The 14,526-nt window shown below is 64.3% G+C and carries 20 protein-coding genes; 4 read left to right on the top strand and 16 right to left on the bottom strand.

Annotated elements, in window-relative coordinates:
• Nucleotides 1-180 precede the first annotated feature (180 nt).
• Nucleotides 181-504, top strand: coding sequence for a hypothetical protein (locus I6F21_RS02750; protein WP_085968782.1), 324 nt, complete (start codon nt 181-183; stop codon nt 502-504).
• Here the strand turns inward: I6F21_RS02750 and I6F21_RS02745 are convergent, their stop codons facing one another.
• From I6F21_RS02745 to I6F21_RS02720, 6 genes are all read right to left on the bottom strand, one after another.
• Complete coding sequence (locus tag I6F21_RS02745; RefSeq protein WP_225140170.1) at nt 505-1,428, bottom strand: NAD(P)-dependent oxidoreductase; 924 nt, start codon at nt 1,426-1,428, stop codon at nt 505-507.
• The gene (locus tag I6F21_RS02740) at nt 1,428-2,306 is read right to left on the bottom strand and encodes a hypothetical protein (protein WP_225140169.1); all 879 of its coding nucleotides are present in this window, start codon (nt 2,304-2,306) and stop codon (nt 1,428-1,430) included. The genes I6F21_RS02745 and I6F21_RS02740 overlap by 1 nt, the downstream gene beginning before the upstream one ends.
• On the bottom strand, nt 2,303-3,016 hold the full coding sequence (locus I6F21_RS02735; RefSeq protein ID WP_225140168.1) for a PIG-L deacetylase family protein: 714 nt from the start codon (nt 3,014-3,016) through the stop codon (nt 2,303-2,305). Before I6F21_RS02735 ends, I6F21_RS02740 begins: the two co-directional genes overlap by 4 nt.
• 64 nt (nt 3,017-3,080) lie before the next feature.
• Complete coding sequence (locus I6F21_RS02730) at nt 3,081-3,965, bottom strand: amidohydrolase family protein (RefSeq protein WP_225140167.1); 885 nt, start codon at nt 3,963-3,965, stop codon at nt 3,081-3,083.
• Nucleotides 3,966-3,996: 31 nt separating this feature from the next.
• Nucleotides 3,997-4,704, bottom strand: coding sequence for a TetR family transcriptional regulator (locus I6F21_RS02725; RefSeq protein ID WP_225140166.1), 708 nt, complete (start codon nt 4,702-4,704; stop codon nt 3,997-3,999).
• An 84-nt stretch (nt 4,705-4,788) separates the two neighbouring features.
• A complete protein-coding gene (locus I6F21_RS02720) occupies nt 4,789-5,931 on the bottom strand; it encodes a mechanosensitive ion channel family protein (protein ID WP_036001308.1) in 1,143 nt (380 codons plus the stop codon).
• A 126-nt stretch (nt 5,932-6,057) separates the two neighbouring features.
• On the opposite strand from I6F21_RS02720, the gene I6F21_RS02715 reads away from it, so the two are divergent.
• A complete protein-coding gene (locus tag I6F21_RS02715; RefSeq protein ID WP_225140165.1) occupies nt 6,058-7,308 on the top strand; it encodes a DUF763 domain-containing protein in 1,251 nt (416 codons plus the stop codon).
• A 35-nt stretch (nt 7,309-7,343) separates the two neighbouring features.
• Here the strand turns inward: I6F21_RS02715 and I6F21_RS02710 are convergent, their stop codons facing one another.
• The 8 genes from I6F21_RS02710 to I6F21_RS02675 form a co-directional block, all read right to left on the bottom strand.
• Nucleotides 7,344-7,586: a hypothetical protein gene (locus I6F21_RS02710; protein WP_036001316.1), complete on the bottom strand. Its 243-nt coding sequence runs from the start codon at nt 7,584-7,586 to the stop codon at nt 7,344-7,346.
• Between the two features lie 24 nt (nt 7,587-7,610).
• On the bottom strand, nt 7,611-7,874 hold the full coding sequence (locus tag I6F21_RS02705; protein WP_036001319.1) for a hypothetical protein: 264 nt from the start codon (nt 7,872-7,874) through the stop codon (nt 7,611-7,613).
• A gap of 15 nt (nt 7,875-7,889) precedes the next feature.
• Nucleotides 7,890-8,117, bottom strand: coding sequence for a hypothetical protein (locus tag I6F21_RS02700; RefSeq protein ID WP_225140164.1), 228 nt, complete (start codon nt 8,115-8,117; stop codon nt 7,890-7,892).
• 1 nt (nt 8,118) lies between these two features.
• Nucleotides 8,119-8,319, bottom strand: a complete 201-nt coding sequence (locus I6F21_RS02695; protein WP_036001325.1) for a hypothetical protein — start codon at nt 8,317-8,319, stop codon at nt 8,119-8,121.
• Nucleotides 8,320-8,333: 14 nt separating this feature from the next.
• A complete protein-coding gene (locus I6F21_RS02690; RefSeq protein ID WP_036001413.1) occupies nt 8,334-8,519 on the bottom strand; it encodes a hypothetical protein in 186 nt (61 codons plus the stop codon).
• A 148-nt stretch (nt 8,520-8,667) separates the two neighbouring features.
• Nucleotides 8,668-9,939 carry a cytochrome P450 gene (locus tag I6F21_RS02685; RefSeq protein WP_225182802.1) on the bottom strand — a complete coding sequence of 424 codons (1,272 nt, stop codon included), beginning with the start codon at nt 9,937-9,939 and terminating at the stop codon, nt 8,668-8,670.
• 101 nt (nt 9,940-10,040) lie between these two features.
• The gene (locus tag I6F21_RS02680) at nt 10,041-10,364 is read right to left on the bottom strand and encodes a hypothetical protein (RefSeq protein WP_036001330.1); all 324 of its coding nucleotides are present in this window, start codon (nt 10,362-10,364) and stop codon (nt 10,041-10,043) included.
• 190 nt (nt 10,365-10,554) lie between these two features.
• Nucleotides 10,555-11,328 (bottom strand): ferredoxin--NADP reductase, encoded by a 774-nt coding sequence (locus I6F21_RS02675; RefSeq protein WP_036001332.1) that lies wholly within the window; start codon nt 11,326-11,328, stop codon nt 10,555-10,557.
• A 157-nt stretch (nt 11,329-11,485) separates the two neighbouring features.
• Between I6F21_RS02675 and I6F21_RS02670 the strand changes: the two genes are divergently transcribed.
• Together I6F21_RS02670 and I6F21_RS02665 are read left to right on the top strand one after the other, a co-directional pair.
• Nucleotides 11,486-12,682, top strand: coding sequence for an amidohydrolase family protein (locus I6F21_RS02670; protein WP_036001335.1), 1,197 nt, complete (start codon nt 11,486-11,488; stop codon nt 12,680-12,682).
• 124 nt (nt 12,683-12,806) lie between these two features.
• A complete protein-coding gene (locus tag I6F21_RS02665) occupies nt 12,807-13,508 on the top strand; it encodes a hypothetical protein (RefSeq protein WP_036001338.1) in 702 nt (233 codons plus the stop codon).
• 4 nt (nt 13,509-13,512) lie between these two features.
• Here I6F21_RS02665 and I6F21_RS02660 read toward each other — a convergent pair whose 3' ends face one another.
• Nucleotides 13,513-13,902, bottom strand: coding sequence for a hypothetical protein (locus I6F21_RS02660; RefSeq protein ID WP_036001342.1), 390 nt, complete (start codon nt 13,900-13,902; stop codon nt 13,513-13,515).
• Between the two features lie 162 nt (nt 13,903-14,064).
• Complete coding sequence (locus I6F21_RS02655; protein ID WP_036001344.1) at nt 14,065-14,520, bottom strand: MarR family transcriptional regulator; 456 nt, start codon at nt 14,518-14,520, stop codon at nt 14,065-14,067.
• Nucleotides 14,521-14,526 lie beyond the last annotated feature (6 nt).

The raw sequence follows: 14,526 nt of genomic DNA, 5'->3' as shown, positions 1-14,526 counted from the left end.
ATATTTCGGGCATCGCGCGCACGACCTGATCGGCCGCGGGGCCACGGCAGTTCGATTTTACCGCCGGTCCGCGCCGACCCGAGTTCGGTAGAATCCCGGACCGTAGCTCAACGCATTGCGAGGCAGGCCGCGCCGCCGTAACTAGGACGTGCACTGACAATCTGCGTTCAGTGGGGAAGTATGAGTCTGTTCAGCGCATTCAGCAGCATCGATGATTCCGTCCACGCCCGAACGCCGACCGATACGGCGGTGAAGCGGCTGGACGGCATCGGCCACGTTCTCTCGGGCCTCGACATCTCGGCCATCCAGACGCAGGCCGACGTGAACCGTACGCTCTGGACGCTCGATGCCGCCAGCAAGTGCGTTCGCGCCGTGCTGGCGGAGTTCCGCACCCAGCCGGCCACCGAGCAGCTCGTCCGTAAATCCCGCAATCTGATCGACCTCATCGAACGCGCGCGTGACCAGGTCGGGAGCTTCGAATCCCGCGACCCGGTCCTGAGCTGACTATTTCGTCCGATTGATCTTCGCCAGGATCCGGTCCGCCTCGGTGCGCCAGTCCGCACTGCGGGCGAATTCGCTGCTGCCCCTCAACCCGAACAGCCCCTCATCGGCGAGATCAGCCATCCAGGCCTGCCGCTCGGCCGTGCCTTGCGCCGACCATGGCGTCAGCCCCGCCTCGCGCACGGTCTCGGCAACCTCCCGCACCTCTTCGGCCCGGCGGCGGCCGTGCTCGATCACGCGCTGGAAGCAATAGGCGCCCAGCTCCTCCCAATCGATCCCGGGGAACGTCTCCGCAAGCGAAGGCAACACCGCATCCTCGACACCATAGGCGCGCGCTGTCGTGAAGCTCTCGATGACCATGGCCTCCAGGCCCTTGATCATGATGCTGCGGCACATTTTGACGGCCGAGGACACGCCGAGCTTGTCACTGGCAACCTTGGCCGCGAAACCGATCGCGTTCAGCAGCGGCTCGAGCTCTCTCGCGCCGGGTCCGCCGAGCAGCAAGGGCACCTTGATGCGATAAGGCGGCACCGAGGTCATCACCGCGCCCTCGACATAGCGCCCGGCGGCACCGTCGATCAGCGCCGCCGCGCGCTGCTTGGCGCCGGGAGAGGCCGAGTTGAAATCGAGAAACCAGGTGCCCTGGTTGATCGCCGTCGCACAGGCCTCTGCGACCGGCACGGCCTGGCTCGCCGTGACGGCGGAGATGATGAAGTCGGATTTCGCGGTCAGCTCGGCGTGAGAGGTCGCAAGAGCGACAGCGAATTTCGCCGCATGCTCCTGCAGCGGCACACCCTGCTCGCCTCCGAGCTTGATATCGTAGGCTGAGACTTTGATGTCCTGCTGGCGCAAATCCTCAGCCAGTATCCTGCCGACCTCGCCATAGCCGACCAACCCGATCTGCCAGCGCCTGGGATCACCTGCCATCAGTTCAGCCCTCGTGTCGTCTCGTCGAAGAGTTCCTCTACCGCATAGCGGCGCGGGATCAGTGCCTGCTGGAATGCGTAGTCGACGATCAGCTCGAGCGGTTTTCTGTTGACCTCGATCCCGAACGGAACGAGGTCGGGCGTTGCCGCCGGCCCTGCCTGCGCCTTGCTCCGCTTCAAGAGATCATAAACGCCGGCGACCACGTCGGGGCGCGATTTCGCGAGGCTCTCGGTCACGACCACGAGATGATTGACCGGCACGACGCTGCGCCGCGCATACCATCGGGCGGCCTCTGCGGCCGGATCGGGAAACAACGGCTTCAGCTTGGGATCATCGGAGGTCTCGCCCAGAACGGCATCGAGCTCGCCGTCGCGCAGCATCTGCAGGATCTTCTTGTCCTTCGGCGCGCGCTCGGTGGTGTCGACATATTCGGCGACATGCGGATCCTCGAAGGTTATCCAGCGAATCCTGTCGAGATCGACGCCGCAATCGTTGGCGAGGATGCCCCTGATCCAGGCGCCCGTCGTGGTCGTGAAGGAGCGGATACCGACGCGCTTGCCTTCGAGATCAGTGGGCCCGAGCGTCCCATGCGCGGGATTATAGAGAGCGTAGGAATGCTGGAAGCGGCCGAGCATGGTCGCCGGCAGCAGCACCAGCGGCTTGCCGTGCGCTTTCGCCATCAGATAGGTGACGATCGCCATCTCGCAGACGTCGAAGGCCTGCTCGCGCACCATTGGCTTGAACGCCGTGTTGGTCGGCGTGTACGCGACGAAGTCGAGATCGAACAGGTCGGAGCGGAGCGCGCCGCTCTTCACCGCCTCGACGTGAGGGTGGCTGCCGAGCACGGCTTTCAGCCTGATGGTGCGGACCGGCGTCACGCCAACTCCTCCGCCACGGTCGGAAACAGGCGCTGATAGGCCTCACCATAGGTCATGGGAACGCCGGTGTTGCGGCTGCCTTGGATGCCGCGGTTCAGCGCGACGCGCTCGTAATAGCCCCAGAGATGTTTTTGCGCAGCGAGAATCTGGAACGCCTCATACTTCTCCTTCCAGACTTCGTCGATCTTGAGGATCGTGTCCGGCTTGTAATTGCACTGCTCGGGCTGATGCGGCTCGAACAGGAACACCGGCGGGGTCGAATATTTGTACTGCGCGCCGGGCTTGTGGCCCATGGCCTGCGCGACCACGCGCGTCTCCTGCGCGAAATGCGCGGCGTTCGGATGGTCGAAATTATAGGGGTCTTCCAGCGCATGCGTCAGGACGAAGCTCGGATTGAGCTCGCGGTAGATGTCCACCATACGATCGAAATGCGCCTCGGTGAGCTTCAGCGGATAGTCACCGCAATCGAAGAACTCGATTTCGGCGCCCAGTAGCCGGGCTGCCCGCTCCGCTTCGTCCTTGCGGCCGGCCTTGACCGATTCCAGCGTCGCGCCCTGCTCCTTCCAGGCGAACTGGCTCTCGCCGCGCTCGCCGAAGGACAGGCACACGATCTTCACGCGATAACCTTTCTTCGCGTGTAGCGCGATGGCGCCGCCGGCGCGCCAGACGAAATCGCCGGGATGGGCGGTGACGACGAGGCCTGTTTTCATGGGCTACTCCTTTTCGTTCGTATGCATCCGCCAGCGTCCGCAACGCATGTCGCGCAACGTCTCGTCACGCTTCGAACCCGAACAGGCGCGCGGGATTGTCGACCAGAATCTTCGTCTTGAGCTCCGGCTCCGGCGCGAACAGCGGGATCAAATCGACGAGATCGCCGTCATTCGGCATCACCCTGACGTTGGGATGGGGCCAGTCCGTGCCCCAGATGACGCGATCCGGCGCGGTCTCGACGATCTCTCGCGCGAACGGCACCGCATCGGTGAACGGCGGACCGATAGAGGACACCCGCTCCGAGCCGCAGATCTTCACCCAGCACTTGTCATCGCGCTGCATCAGCTCGATCAGGATCTTGAACGGCAGCTGGTCGAGCCCGTCTGCCGCCTTCACCCGGCCCATATGGTCGATGGTGTAGGTCAGGGGCAGCCTTGTCAGCATGTCGGCATATTCGGGCAGATCGATCGCATCGAAATGCAGGTCGATGTGCCAGCCGAGCGGCGTGACCATCGCGACGATGCGGTCGAAGACGCGCTTGTCGGGGACGCCGCCGAGATGGCGGACGAAATTGAAGCGGCAGCCGCGAAAACCGCCCTCGTGCAGGACGCGCAGGTCGCGCTCGGTGATGGTATCGTCGATGTTGGCGACCGCCCGGTAGGCGCCATTGCTCTCAGCGATCGCATCGAGCGCCACCCTGTTGTCGGTGCCGTGCACGCTGGCATTGACGATGACGGCGCGCTCCACGCCGAGCTTGGCATGCAGCGCGCGAAAATCGTCCAGCGGCGCATCCGGCGGCGTGTAGGAACGCTCCGGCGCGTAAGGGTATTTCGCGCCGGGCCCGAAGATGTGGCAATGCGCGTCACACGACAGCTTCGGCAGCCTGAACTTCGGCGTGCGCGTATCAGGATCGGGCGGTGGAATGGTCGGCGTGTACATCATCGTCATGAGGTGAACCGCCGAAGCGAGATTTCTTGTTTCACGCCTTGCCGGCGACGACCGGCCGCCGCCGCGCCGGCGCGGCCTCATCCAGCGCCGGCGCCTGGAAGGCGGCGACGGTGGCCTGCACCAATTGTTCGATGGCGCAAGCGGCATCGCTGCCGTCGGCCTCGCCGCGCGACAGGCGCGACACGCGCTCCGGCGTCACCAGCGAATAATAGAGTGCGCCGAGCAGGAAGTGACTGCGCCAGACGATGTCCGTGCGCGGAATGTGCGGCAGGCTCTCGTGCACCGCGTCGATGAAGGCGTGGCTGGTGTCGTCGAAGGTCTGCGCGATGATCTTTCGCGCGACCTCGTTACCTTCCGCCGACATCACCGCGCGCAGCCGCGTGAAACGCGCCCCGCCGCCGGCGAGATCGCTGCCCGAGGTGAAGGCCGGCACCACATAAGCCCGAACGATCGCCTCCAGCCGGTCCTGGAGATCGCGCACGCGCTTTGCGGCCGCGAGCAGCTCGGAACGGCGCAGATTCATCGGCCCGCAATGACGCCGGTAGATCTCCAGCAGCAAACCGTCCTTGGTCTTGAAATGATAGGTCACGCTGCCCGGATTTGCCCCGGCAGCTTGCGCAATGTCGCGCACCGATACGGCATTGAAGCCGTTGGTGGCGAACAGCTCCTCCGCGGCGGCGAGGATCGCCTCGCGCATGTTCGGCTTGCGGGCCGCTTCCTTGGTGGGCTTGCGTACCATGAGATTTGTACTATCGTACAAAAGATCAGGTCTCGTCAACAAGAACGTGGCAATGGCGGGACGACGCAGGCGCGTAAGCGCCGTTCAGTGACTGGCGCTCGCCCGCATCTTTTCCGGCGGTGCGGGACGCAGTCCGAGATCGCCCTCTCCGTCTCCCGACGGGATCAGGATGGCGCGGTCGCGCGGCAGCGCCTCCGGCATCTCGTCGCGGATGAAGGCGATGAGCTTCTCCCTGATCTCGCAGCGCAGGTCCCACGACTGCGGTGCGTTCCTGGCACTGACCAGCGCCCGAAGCTCGATGGTGCGCGAATCGGCATCGATCACCTGGAGATTCACCACCTCCCCGTCCCACAGCTTCGACTGCTTCACCGCCTCCTCCAGCCAGCGTCGGATGCGCGGGACGTCGGCGCGATAGTCGACATGCAGCGCGACGACGCCGATGAGGGATGCGGTGTCGCGCGTCCAGTTCTGGAACGGCTTTTCGATGAAGTAGGACAGCGGCACCACCATGCGGCGCCAATCCCACAGCCGGATCACGACATAGGTCGAGGCGATATCCTCGATCCAGCCCCATTCGTTCTCGATGATCACGGCATCCTCGATGCGGATCGGCTGGGTGATCGCGATCTGCAGGCCGGCGATCAAATTGCTCAGCAGCGGGCGCGCGGCAAGGCCGACGATGATGCCGGCAGCACCTGCGGAGGCGAACAGGCTGACTCCGTATTGCTTCACGGAGTCGAACGTCATCAGCGCGGCGGAGACCGTGATGATGACGATGATGGTGTCGGTGACGCGCTTGAACACGCGCACCTGCGTGACGTGCTTGCGCGCGACGAAATTCTCGGTGACATCGCGAAAGTTCTGCAAGTAGCGCGCCGCGCTCATGTCGACGATCCGGATCGAGATCCAGCCGATCAGCGCGATGAAGGCCACGACGAACAGCCGCGTCAGGGGGGTGCGGATCGTATCGTCGAGCGGCGCCAGCGGCAGCACCATTGCGACGGCGGCAAGGCAAAGCGCCATTTGCGCGGGGCCTGCCGTGCGCTCGATGAACACGCTCAAGAGCGGAAGCCGCGTTCCGAAAGCGCGGTTGAGCAGCCAGGTGGCAACCCGGTAGACGAGCAGGGCAAGAAGGATCGCGCCGGCAACCAGGGTGAGGCCGATGAACCATGACGGTATCCAGCCGAACATCCTGTCGATATCGGCCGTCAGAGCCTGCCAATCCATGGATCGTCCCCATCATTGCACTCACGCAACCCGCACAACGCATCCCGGCCGGCTTCGCTCCCCCGCCCCGTGCAATGCAGCATCCCGCAGGTGCAACCGTCGCTGAGCTGCGCTAGGCTTGCCGCCATGACTCGACGAACCGGCAGCGCCGATCTTCCTCTTCACACTGGCCGGGTTCCGCCCTGGCTGGCAAGTCGCATGTCCTCGCTCGGGGCGATCGTCACCCAGGCGATCGTGCATCATTACGGCCGCGACGCATTTCTACAGCGCCTGTCGCATCCATTCTGGTTCCAGTCGTTTGGCGCCGTGATGGGAATGGACTGGCACTCCTCCGGCATCACCACCTCCGTGATCGGCGCGCTGAAGCGCGGGCTCGGACCGCTCCAGGACGAGCTCGGGATTTACGTCTGTGGCGGTCGCGGTCAGCATTCGCGCAAGACGCCGGACGAGCTGTTGCAGCTCGGCGACCGCGTCGGATTCGACGGCGTCAAGCTGACCCGGGCCAGCCGTCTGGTCGCCAAGGTCGACAGCGCCGCAGTCCAGGACGGCTTTGACCTTTACCTGCACGGCTTCTTCGTCACCACTGAGGGCAAATGGACGGTGGTGCAGCAGGGCATGAACGGCGACAAGCGGCAGGCGCGGCGCTATCACTGGCACTCCGAGGCACTGAAGAGCTTTGTCGATACGCCGCACAGCGCAATCGACGGGCCGCAGCAGGGGGAGATCGTCAATCTCACCGATCATCGCGCCGATCTATCTCGGACGGCACAGCTCGAGCTGCTCTCCGACCTCGGTCCGGATCGCATCGTCTCCGAATTCGAGCGGCTCACGGGGACCCCGTCCACGCCGGCGCAAGGCATGCTGCCGCATCTGATCATGCCTCCGCATCATGATGTGCGGCCGAAGGACGTGTTCGCGCGCCGCCTGCACGGCACACTCGCCGCTGCAGCCGAACGCGGCCCGGCGGATTTTCCGGAGCTGCTGCTGACGCCGGGCGTCGGCGCGCGCACGGTGCGCTCGCTCGCGATGGTTGCCGAGGTCGTGCACGGCGCGCCCTATCGCTTCACCGACCCCGCCCGTTTCTCGCTCGCCCATGGCGGCAAGGACCGGCATCCCTACCCCGTTCCGATCAAGGTCTATGACGAGACCATCCGGGTGCTGAAGGGCGCGATCCACAACGCGAACCTCGGGCGAGAGGAAGAGATGCAGGCGATCAAGCGCCTCGACGACCAGGCGCGGCGGTTGGAGCGGACCGCGCGCGGGCCTTCGGTCGAGGCTTTCATCGCCGGTGAACGAGCGGCCTCACCGGATCTCGACGGCCGCTCGGTGTTCGGCTGGGAGCGCGACCTTGCGCCCACAAAAAAGCGGACCGGCTGAACACCGGTCCGCAAGTCGGCGGAAGGAACGCCCTCTCAGGTCTCGTCGGCCTCCGGCTTCTCATCGAGCCGGTTTGCTGCGTGGTCCTGATATTGTTCGGTCTGGATGGACTTGCCGTCCATGCCGCGAATGTCCGAATGCTGTTTCTTGTCTCGGTTGGACAGGACCATGTTGTCGCCGATCATCTCCTTCGGCACGTCGGTCAATGCGCCGGTGCCGTCGCCCTTGCCATGCATGCCCGATCTGAAGTGCGTCTTGCTGCCATGCCCACCAGGCATCAGTCTCTCCTCTCTTCCGATGATTTAGTGCTTCTGTTGTGCCGTCGTCGGTTTGGGCGGCTTGTGGCCGCTCTGGCCGGGATCGTTGTGCTTGTTGTGATCGCTCTCCTGGTTGAGACCGCCGCGGCTCACTGGAAACTCGCTGTGACGAGCTTCGGGGTTGGCACGATGGACGCGCGTATCTTGCGGGTTATGACCGGCGGCCTGTTCGAGTTCTCGCGCATCCGGAACATCTGGCTTCCGCTCGAGGATGCGCACTTGCTGTTCGTGAGTCTTCTTTCCCTGCATTGTGGGCCTCCAATCTTACCGGCCTCTTCGGGGCGAACCGCTCCGCGCGACATCCTTGTCGATACCGCCACCGGCGTTCACGTCGTTTTCGACGTCGCCTTCGATCGTGTTCTCGCCCAAGACGTCCTCGAGGTCGTCAGGCGAAACGCCTGCCCTGTTCGCGCCATTGGATCCGCCGATCAGGGGGTTGTCATGCAGGTCCTTCTCGGTCGGCGCGTACAGCTTGGGTTGCTTGTTGGCCATGTCACCTGCCTCCGCCCTTTCCGGCCTCGTCGTGCGTGTGATGGGAATCGCGCTCGCCACCGCCGCCGGAAACCCGGCTGTGGCTGCGCTGCGGATCGTCCGCCGGCGGCTTCTTCACCTGAAGCGGTGCCTTCGCGTTCTCATGCGAGGCGCCGGGTCCGCCCTGTCGAATGCTGTTCGGTGTCTTCGTGGATGTCGACATGAATGTCGTCCTCCTCAGCGATCTTGCTGATAGCCTTGGTTGGTCGTGTTCTGCTTGATGTTGCCCTGCTGTCCCTGCTGATCTGGATTCTGTACACGCTCCTGACCGTGCGGCATCTGATCGGCGGACATCTGCTTGCGATCGCCGGTTCCCTTGCGGCTCTGATTGTCCGGTGGAACAGGTGGCATCTTGCTGGCCATGATCTGGTCTCCCGTTAAGACGTCGATCTGCGACATGCGCCCCAAGGAACTCCCCTCCGCGTCATGTCGGGATGACAACAGCACGAACGGCACACCGTTCCTGGCCGATCACAACAGGCAAAGATTTTCCGAAAGGGCGCCGCCGACGTCAGTTCGCCGCGGTGAGGGAACGATCGTGCCTCGTTCCGCTGCGTGCAGTCGTCTCTGTTCCGCGGCCCTCTGCCGTGACGGGAAGCTTCGCGATCGCGCGCAAGCCCGGCCGCCTGCGCCAGCGGATTTCAGCGGCATCGACGGCAAGACTCAATTTCGGCCAACGCACGAACAGCGCCTCCAGCGCACAGGCCGCCTCGATGCGCGCGAGCTGATGGCCGAGACAGAAGTGGATTCCCGTGCCGAACGAGATATGGCGGTTCGGCTTGCGTTCGAGATCGAGGGTCTCGGGACGATCATGTACCGCGGGATCCATGTTCGCAGCGGCGAGCATCACCATGACGCGATCGCCCTTCTTCAGGCGCACGCCCTCGACCTCGACATCGCGCCGCACGTAGCGCGGCTTGGAGAATTGCACCGGTGAGACGAAGCGCAGAAACTCCTCGACTGCGAGCCCGACACGGCTCCAATCCTGTTCCAGCCAATCGCGCCGTTCGGGATTCCTGAGCAGCTCGTAGATGGAACCGCTGATGAGATGGGTGGTGGTTTCCGATCCCGCCCCGAGCAACAGAAACACCATCGAGACCATTTCATCCGGCGTGATCTGGCCGCCTTCGCGCTCGACCTGAATCAGCTCGGCAATCAGGCCCTCGCCGCCCTGGACACGCGCGATCTGCAACTGCTGCTCGAGGTAGGCGCGCATCTTGCGCACCGCGAACAGCAGGCGGAAGAAGCTGACGACATTCGTCAGCGAGGATATCGCGTTGGCCCAGGCGATGAACTTTGGACGATCTGCGAGCGGCAGGCCGAGCAGCTCCGAGATCACCGCGAGCGGCAGGATGCGCGCATAGCGCTGGACCAGATCGGCCGGGGATCCTTGCGCGAACAGCTCGTCGGCCAGACCGTCAGCGATGGCCCGGATGCGCGGCTCCATCGCAACGATCGCGCGGCGGCGAAACGCTTCGTCGACGATGCTGCGCACCCGCGTGTGATCCGGCTCGTCCATCGTCAGCATGTTGTTGGCGATGGTCCTGACGAATCTCGGCATCCACCAGCGCAAGCCCGCGATGTCGCCATCCTCCTTGCGCAACGTGAAGGTCGCGCCGTCCTTCAGGACCTGCGCGGTGGCGTCATGAGTCGTGGTGATCCAGACATTGCCGACGATGGGAAACCGCGTCGCGACCACGGGTGCGGACATGCGCAATTTCGCGATCGCCTTGGGCGGATCGCGAAAGAAGGCCTCGCTGGTGAAATCGAGGCGCGCTGTCATGGGATCACCGGAACGATTGGTGGCGTATCACCGAGATGGTGCGCGGCGCGGCCGGCGCAAGGGCGCGTCTGCTCGTCGGCCGCGGGCGTGGCGAGCCGCGGCTATCCGCGCCCGGAGGAGCGCTGGCCGCTCTTGCGCTGCTGTTGGGTGTAGGCGTCCCAATGGCTCCAGCTGCCATTGCTGAGGCTCTGCAGGTCGGTTGCGAGTGGACGGCGCGTCCGTTTGTCGTGATCGGCGATGGCGCGCTCCGACTGTGCGATCTTGCGCTTGAGTTCCGCGATCGTCTTCTGCGTCTGGCCGTTGCGCTTCGAGGTGGCGATCTCGCCCATCGTGAAGCGCGCGGTCTCCAGCGCCTTCAGCTCGGCGCGGTTCTTCTTCAACTGAACCCGGTGCCAGGCGATGTTGCTGTCGCTGTCCGCAACCATGTGGGAACTCCGCTGATTCGGTCCCCCATAGTATCGTGCGCCGAATCGGCGCCGCAACGCCCCGGCGGTGGCGAAAATGCGATCTTCTCGCGCAGAAATTCCGGATCTGGAGCCCCGCAACGGGACCCTAGATTCTTATTTGGGCGGGTCTTCTTGACGCGAACCGGTATCCACTTCGCTCGAAAACGCTTCAGCGCTCGGCGAAGGCCTTCTCTACCACGAACTGGGCAGGCTCGCCGTGATTGCCCTCGACGAAGCCGCGCTCACCCAGGAGGACGCGGGTGTCCGCCACAAGGGCCGGGCTGCCGCAGATCATGACGCGGTCATGGGCGGCTTCCAGCACCGGCAGGCCGATATCGGCGAACAGCTTGCCTGAGGTGATGAGATCGGTGATGCGGCCGCGATTGCGGAAGGGATCGCGCGTCACGGTCGGATAGTAGATCAGCTGGTTCTGGATGTACTCGCCGAGCAGCTCGTCCTTCGGCAGATGCTCGGTGATCATCTCGCCATAGGCGAGCTCCTTGACGTGCCGACAGCCGTGCAGCAGCACCACCTTCTCGAACCGCTCATAGGTCTCGGGATCCTTGATCACGCTCAGGAACGGCGCAAGACCCGTGCCGGTGCCGATCAGGTAGAGGTTACGTCCCTCTTCCAGATTGTCGATCACCAGTGTGCCGGTGGCCTTGCGGCTGACGATGATCTCGTCGCCTTCCTTCAGATGTTGGAGGCGCGAGGTCAGCGGTCCGTCCGGCACCTTGATCGAGAAGAACTCCAGCGTGTCCTCGTAATTGGCGCTGGCGACGCTGTAGGCCCGCAGCAGCGGCTTCTCGCCGACCCTGAGCCCGATCATGGTGAATTCGCCGTTGCGGAAGCGGAAGGTCGGGGTGCGGGTGGTCTTGAAGGAGAACAGCGTATCGGTCCAGTGGTGGACGCTCAAAACGCTTTCTTGATTGAAATTGCTCATCTCACCTTCCCTGTCGCGTCGATTGCGGTTCCGAGGCCGGCAGCTATGCGTCGTTTGTACACGATCATTCGTATACTAATGAATAATCCGGCTTGATCCCGCGGTCAAGGCTGCCCAAGATCGGAAGCGTTGCAGTTAGGAATAAGGAGCCCCTTCCATGGCGCATGACGCACCCCAGGCCACCGGACCCTCGAAGCTGGTGATCCGCAATATCGGCCTGATCCTGTCCGGCGCTTTGGAAAAGCCGATCCTGGACGGCGACACCATCGTCGCCGAGAACGGCAAGATCAGCGCGATCGGCCGCTTCAAGGAGGTCAATACCGAAGGCGCCACCACCATCGTCGACGCCAACGGCACCACGGTGGCGCCGGGCCTGATCGACAGCCACGTCCACCCTGTCGCCGGCGACTGGACGCCGCGGCAGAACCAGATCAACTGGATCGACAGCTATCTGCACGGCGGCGTCACCACCATGATCTCCGCCGGCGAGGTGCACATGCCTGGCCGACCCCGCGACGTCGTCGGCCTCAAGGCCATGGCCGTGTTCGCCCAGCGCGCATTCTGGACCTTGCGTCCTGGCGGGGTGAAGGTTCACGCCGGCGCGCCGGTGATCGAATGCGAGATGGTGGAAGAAGACTTCAAGGAGATGGCCGCGAACGGCGTCAAGCTGCTCGGCGAGGTCGGCCTCGGCGGCGTCAAGGACGGCCCGACCGCGCGGAAGATGGTCGGCTGGGCGCGCAAATACGGTATCCAGAGCACCATCCACACCGGCGGCCCGTCGATCCCCGGCTCCGGCCTGATCGACAAGGACGTGGTGCTTGAGGCCGACACCGACGTGGTCGGCCACATCAACGGCGGCCACACTGCTCTGCCCGACGACCAGATCCGCTGCATCTGCGAGGGCTGCAAGCGCGGCCTCGAGCTCGTGCACAACGGCAATGAGCGCTCGGCCCTGTTCACGCTGCGCACCGCCCGCGAGATGGGCGACCTGCATCGCGTCATCCTTGGTACCGACGCGCCCGCCGGCTCCGGCGTGCAGCCGCTCGGCATTCTGCGCATGGTCTCGATGCTGTCCTCGCTCGGCGACCTGCCGGCCGAGATCGCATTCTGCCTTGCCACCGGCAACACCGCCCGGATGCGCCAGCTCGACTGCGGCCTGATCGAGGTCGGCCGCTCCGCCGACTTCGTCATCATGGACAAGGCCCAGCACTCGCCGGGCAAGAACATCCTGGAGAGCGTTCAGCTCGGCGATCTCCCCGGCATCGGAATGACCATCATCGACGGCATCGTCCGCACCCAGCGCAGCCGCAACACGCCGCCCGCCGGCAAGGTGCCGGAGGTGGTGGCGAAGTGATGCAGCCGGAGCGGCCCGCCGCTCGCACCGTCCCTCGAAGGCATTGAACAAGTCGCAAGCCTGTTGCGTCTAACGCAGGCAGCCCTCGGCGGCGGCAGTTCATTGTTCGACCATCGAGGCTGACATGAAGGACCCATCACGGATAGCCGTGGGCGTCGCTGGCGCGGTGGCGGGCTATATCGCGATCTTTGTGCTGTTTTCTCTCCTCGATGTCGGCAACCGTGCGGACCCGATCACATCGGGTCTGCTGGGACTGTTCGTCTACTCGCCCACCGGTGCAATCGCCGGCGCGGTCCTCGCCAATTGGCTCGTGACGCGTTCAGGCAAAAATGCAGGGCAGGACGCAGGCGTCGGCGGCGTCGCGCGGAACAGCTTGAAGTCGCTCGGCATCGTCGCCCTGCTCTGCACCGCCGGCCTCGGCGCCTACATTGCGTACGCATACGCGACCGCAACGCCCTGGCTCAACCGCAACGGCGCCAATCCCCTGCTCGTGTTCGAGGTCCGCTTTCCGGCGGGAGTAACGGTGCCAACATCGGCGCAGGACATCACCATCGAACTGCAAACCGACATCAACACCATGCCGGGCGAAGTCAGTCCGGCCGCGTTCTATCGCGATGGCGACCAGGCGGTTATCGCCGGCGAAGTCGAGCTGGCGTTTCGAACCTCGCACCGGCAGCTCGCCATCAACATCCAGGGCCAGCCGAGCCGGATCTATCCGATCGATTTGACGGCCCGCGCGCCGCATACGCCGGAATTCGGAACGTGGCGGCGGCTTGGTGACGGCAGCGAAATCCGCTACCGCGCCAAATGGCCGGGAAAGACGTAAGAGATCAGCGCTTCTTCGCAATCTCACAGCGCACATAGGTCTGGCGCTTGGCCCGCCCAACTGGACCGTTGTCCATCACCAGCCTGCCATCCGCAGCGACGGAGACGCGAGGATTGGAGCGGAATTTTTCGCCCTCGCCTTCGCAGGCCAGCTTCATTTTCCAGCCGAGCCTTCCGTCGGCCGTGATCTGGCTGGCGCGGCACCGCGTCTCATACCAGTACAGGCGATTGCCGCCCTCGATGCTCATGCGGTTGGGACTGTCCTCGTTGCGACAGTCCTTTTTGGTCGAGGCCCAGAAGCCTTCGTAAGGCTGCGCCGCCAAGGCGGGAGCGCATTGGCCGGCGAGCACGGCACCAAGACTCAAGACAACCGCAAAGCGCGTCGCAACTCTCATGACCAAAACCTCGATAAACCCTTCATCAAGGTTAGTCGCCAGTTCCGGCACCTTGTTCAACTGCCGTAGGGTGGTCAAACGGCGCGAAGTGCCGTGCCCACGATTTTTGCGACTCGAGAAAGGATGGCGGGCACGCTTCGCTCTGCCCGCCCTACGAAACCTTCACCTGAGCTTGTTCAGCAGCATCATCAGCGTCTCGCGCTCTTTCGCCTCGAGCGGCGCCAGCGTCTCGCGGGTGATCGCCAGCGCGTTCGGCGCCAGCTTTTCGGCAAGCTGCTGTCCGGCGCGGGTCAGGCTCACCAGCAGGCGGCGGCCGTCCTCGGGATCCTGGCTCGTCTCGGTGAGGCCGCGCGCGGTGAGACGATCGATCACGCCCTTGATGGTCGCGACGTCCATCGCCGTCAGGCGCCCGAGCTGGTTCTGCGAGCACGGCCCGGTCTCGGCCAGTTTCGACAGCGCCGCCCATTGCGTCGGCGTCAGATTGGTGCCGATGTCGCGGGCGAAGATCGAGCTGTGGCGCTGCCAGACCTGGCGCAGGATGAAGCCGACCTGTTCGTCGAGCACGTAAGGCGGTTTCGCCGGTTTGACACTTTTCTTTGCCGCAACGCTTCTCGCCATCCGTTC

This window comes from Bradyrhizobium sp. NBAIM03 (genome assembly GCF_020194055.1).
Lineage (GTDB): Bacteria > Pseudomonadota > Alphaproteobacteria > Rhizobiales > Xanthobacteraceae > Bradyrhizobium > Bradyrhizobium yuanmingense.
This window is presented reverse-complemented; position numbering and strand designations above follow the sequence as displayed.

What these genes read in the sequence shown, in the direction of transcription:
- I6F21_RS02750 (WP_085968782.1), top strand. Translation starts at nt 181, where the DNA reads ATGAGTCTGTTCAGCGCATTCAGCAGCATCGATGATTCCGTCCACGCC.
- I6F21_RS02745 (WP_225140170.1), bottom strand. Translation starts at nt 1,428, where the DNA reads ATGGCAGGTGATCCCAGGCGCTGGCAGATCGGGTTGGTCGGCTATGGC.
- I6F21_RS02735 (WP_225140168.1), bottom strand. Translation starts at nt 3,016, where the DNA reads ATGAAAACAGGCCTCGTCGTCACCGCCCATCCCGGCGATTTCGTCTGG.
- I6F21_RS02730 (WP_225140167.1), bottom strand. Translation starts at nt 3,965, where the DNA reads ATGACGATGATGTACACGCCGACCATTCCACCGCCCGATCCTGATACG.
- I6F21_RS02725 (WP_225140166.1), bottom strand. Translation starts at nt 4,704, where the DNA reads ATGGTACGCAAGCCCACCAAGGAAGCGGCCCGCAAGCCGAACATGCGC.
- I6F21_RS02720 (WP_036001308.1), bottom strand. Translation starts at nt 5,931, where the DNA reads ATGGATTGGCAGGCTCTGACGGCCGATATCGACAGGATGTTCGGCTGG.
- I6F21_RS02715 (WP_225140165.1), top strand. Translation starts at nt 6,058, where the DNA reads ATGACTCGACGAACCGGCAGCGCCGATCTTCCTCTTCACACTGGCCGG.
- I6F21_RS02710 (WP_036001316.1), bottom strand. Translation starts at nt 7,586, where the DNA reads ATGCCTGGTGGGCATGGCAGCAAGACGCACTTCAGATCGGGCATGCAT.
- I6F21_RS02705 (WP_036001319.1), bottom strand. Translation starts at nt 7,874, where the DNA reads ATGCAGGGAAAGAAGACTCACGAACAGCAAGTGCGCATCCTCGAGCGG.
- I6F21_RS02700 (WP_225140164.1), bottom strand. Translation starts at nt 8,117, where the DNA reads ATGGCCAACAAGCAACCCAAGCTGTACGCGCCGACCGAGAAGGACCTG.
- I6F21_RS02695 (WP_036001325.1), bottom strand. Translation starts at nt 8,319, where the DNA reads ATGTCGACATCCACGAAGACACCGAACAGCATTCGACAGGGCGGACCC.
- I6F21_RS02690 (WP_036001413.1), bottom strand. Translation starts at nt 8,519, where the DNA reads ATGGCCAGCAAGATGCCACCTGTTCCACCGGACAATCAGAGCCGCAAG.
- I6F21_RS02685 (WP_225182802.1), bottom strand. Translation starts at nt 9,939, where the DNA reads ATGACAGCGCGCCTCGATTTCACCAGCGAGGCCTTCTTTCGCGATCCG.
- I6F21_RS02680 (WP_036001330.1), bottom strand. Translation starts at nt 10,364, where the DNA reads ATGGTTGCGGACAGCGACAGCAACATCGCCTGGCACCGGGTTCAGTTG.
- I6F21_RS02675 (WP_036001332.1), bottom strand. Translation starts at nt 11,328, where the DNA reads ATGAGCAATTTCAATCAAGAAAGCGTTTTGAGCGTCCACCACTGGACC.
- I6F21_RS02670 (WP_036001335.1), top strand. Translation starts at nt 11,486, where the DNA reads ATGGCGCATGACGCACCCCAGGCCACCGGACCCTCGAAGCTGGTGATC.
- I6F21_RS02665 (WP_036001338.1), top strand. Translation starts at nt 12,807, where the DNA reads ATGAAGGACCCATCACGGATAGCCGTGGGCGTCGCTGGCGCGGTGGCG.
- I6F21_RS02660 (WP_036001342.1), bottom strand. Translation starts at nt 13,902, where the DNA reads ATGAGAGTTGCGACGCGCTTTGCGGTTGTCTTGAGTCTTGGTGCCGTG.
- I6F21_RS02655 (WP_036001344.1), bottom strand. Translation starts at nt 14,520, where the DNA reads ATGGCGAGAAGCGTTGCGGCAAAGAAAAGTGTCAAACCGGCGAAACCG.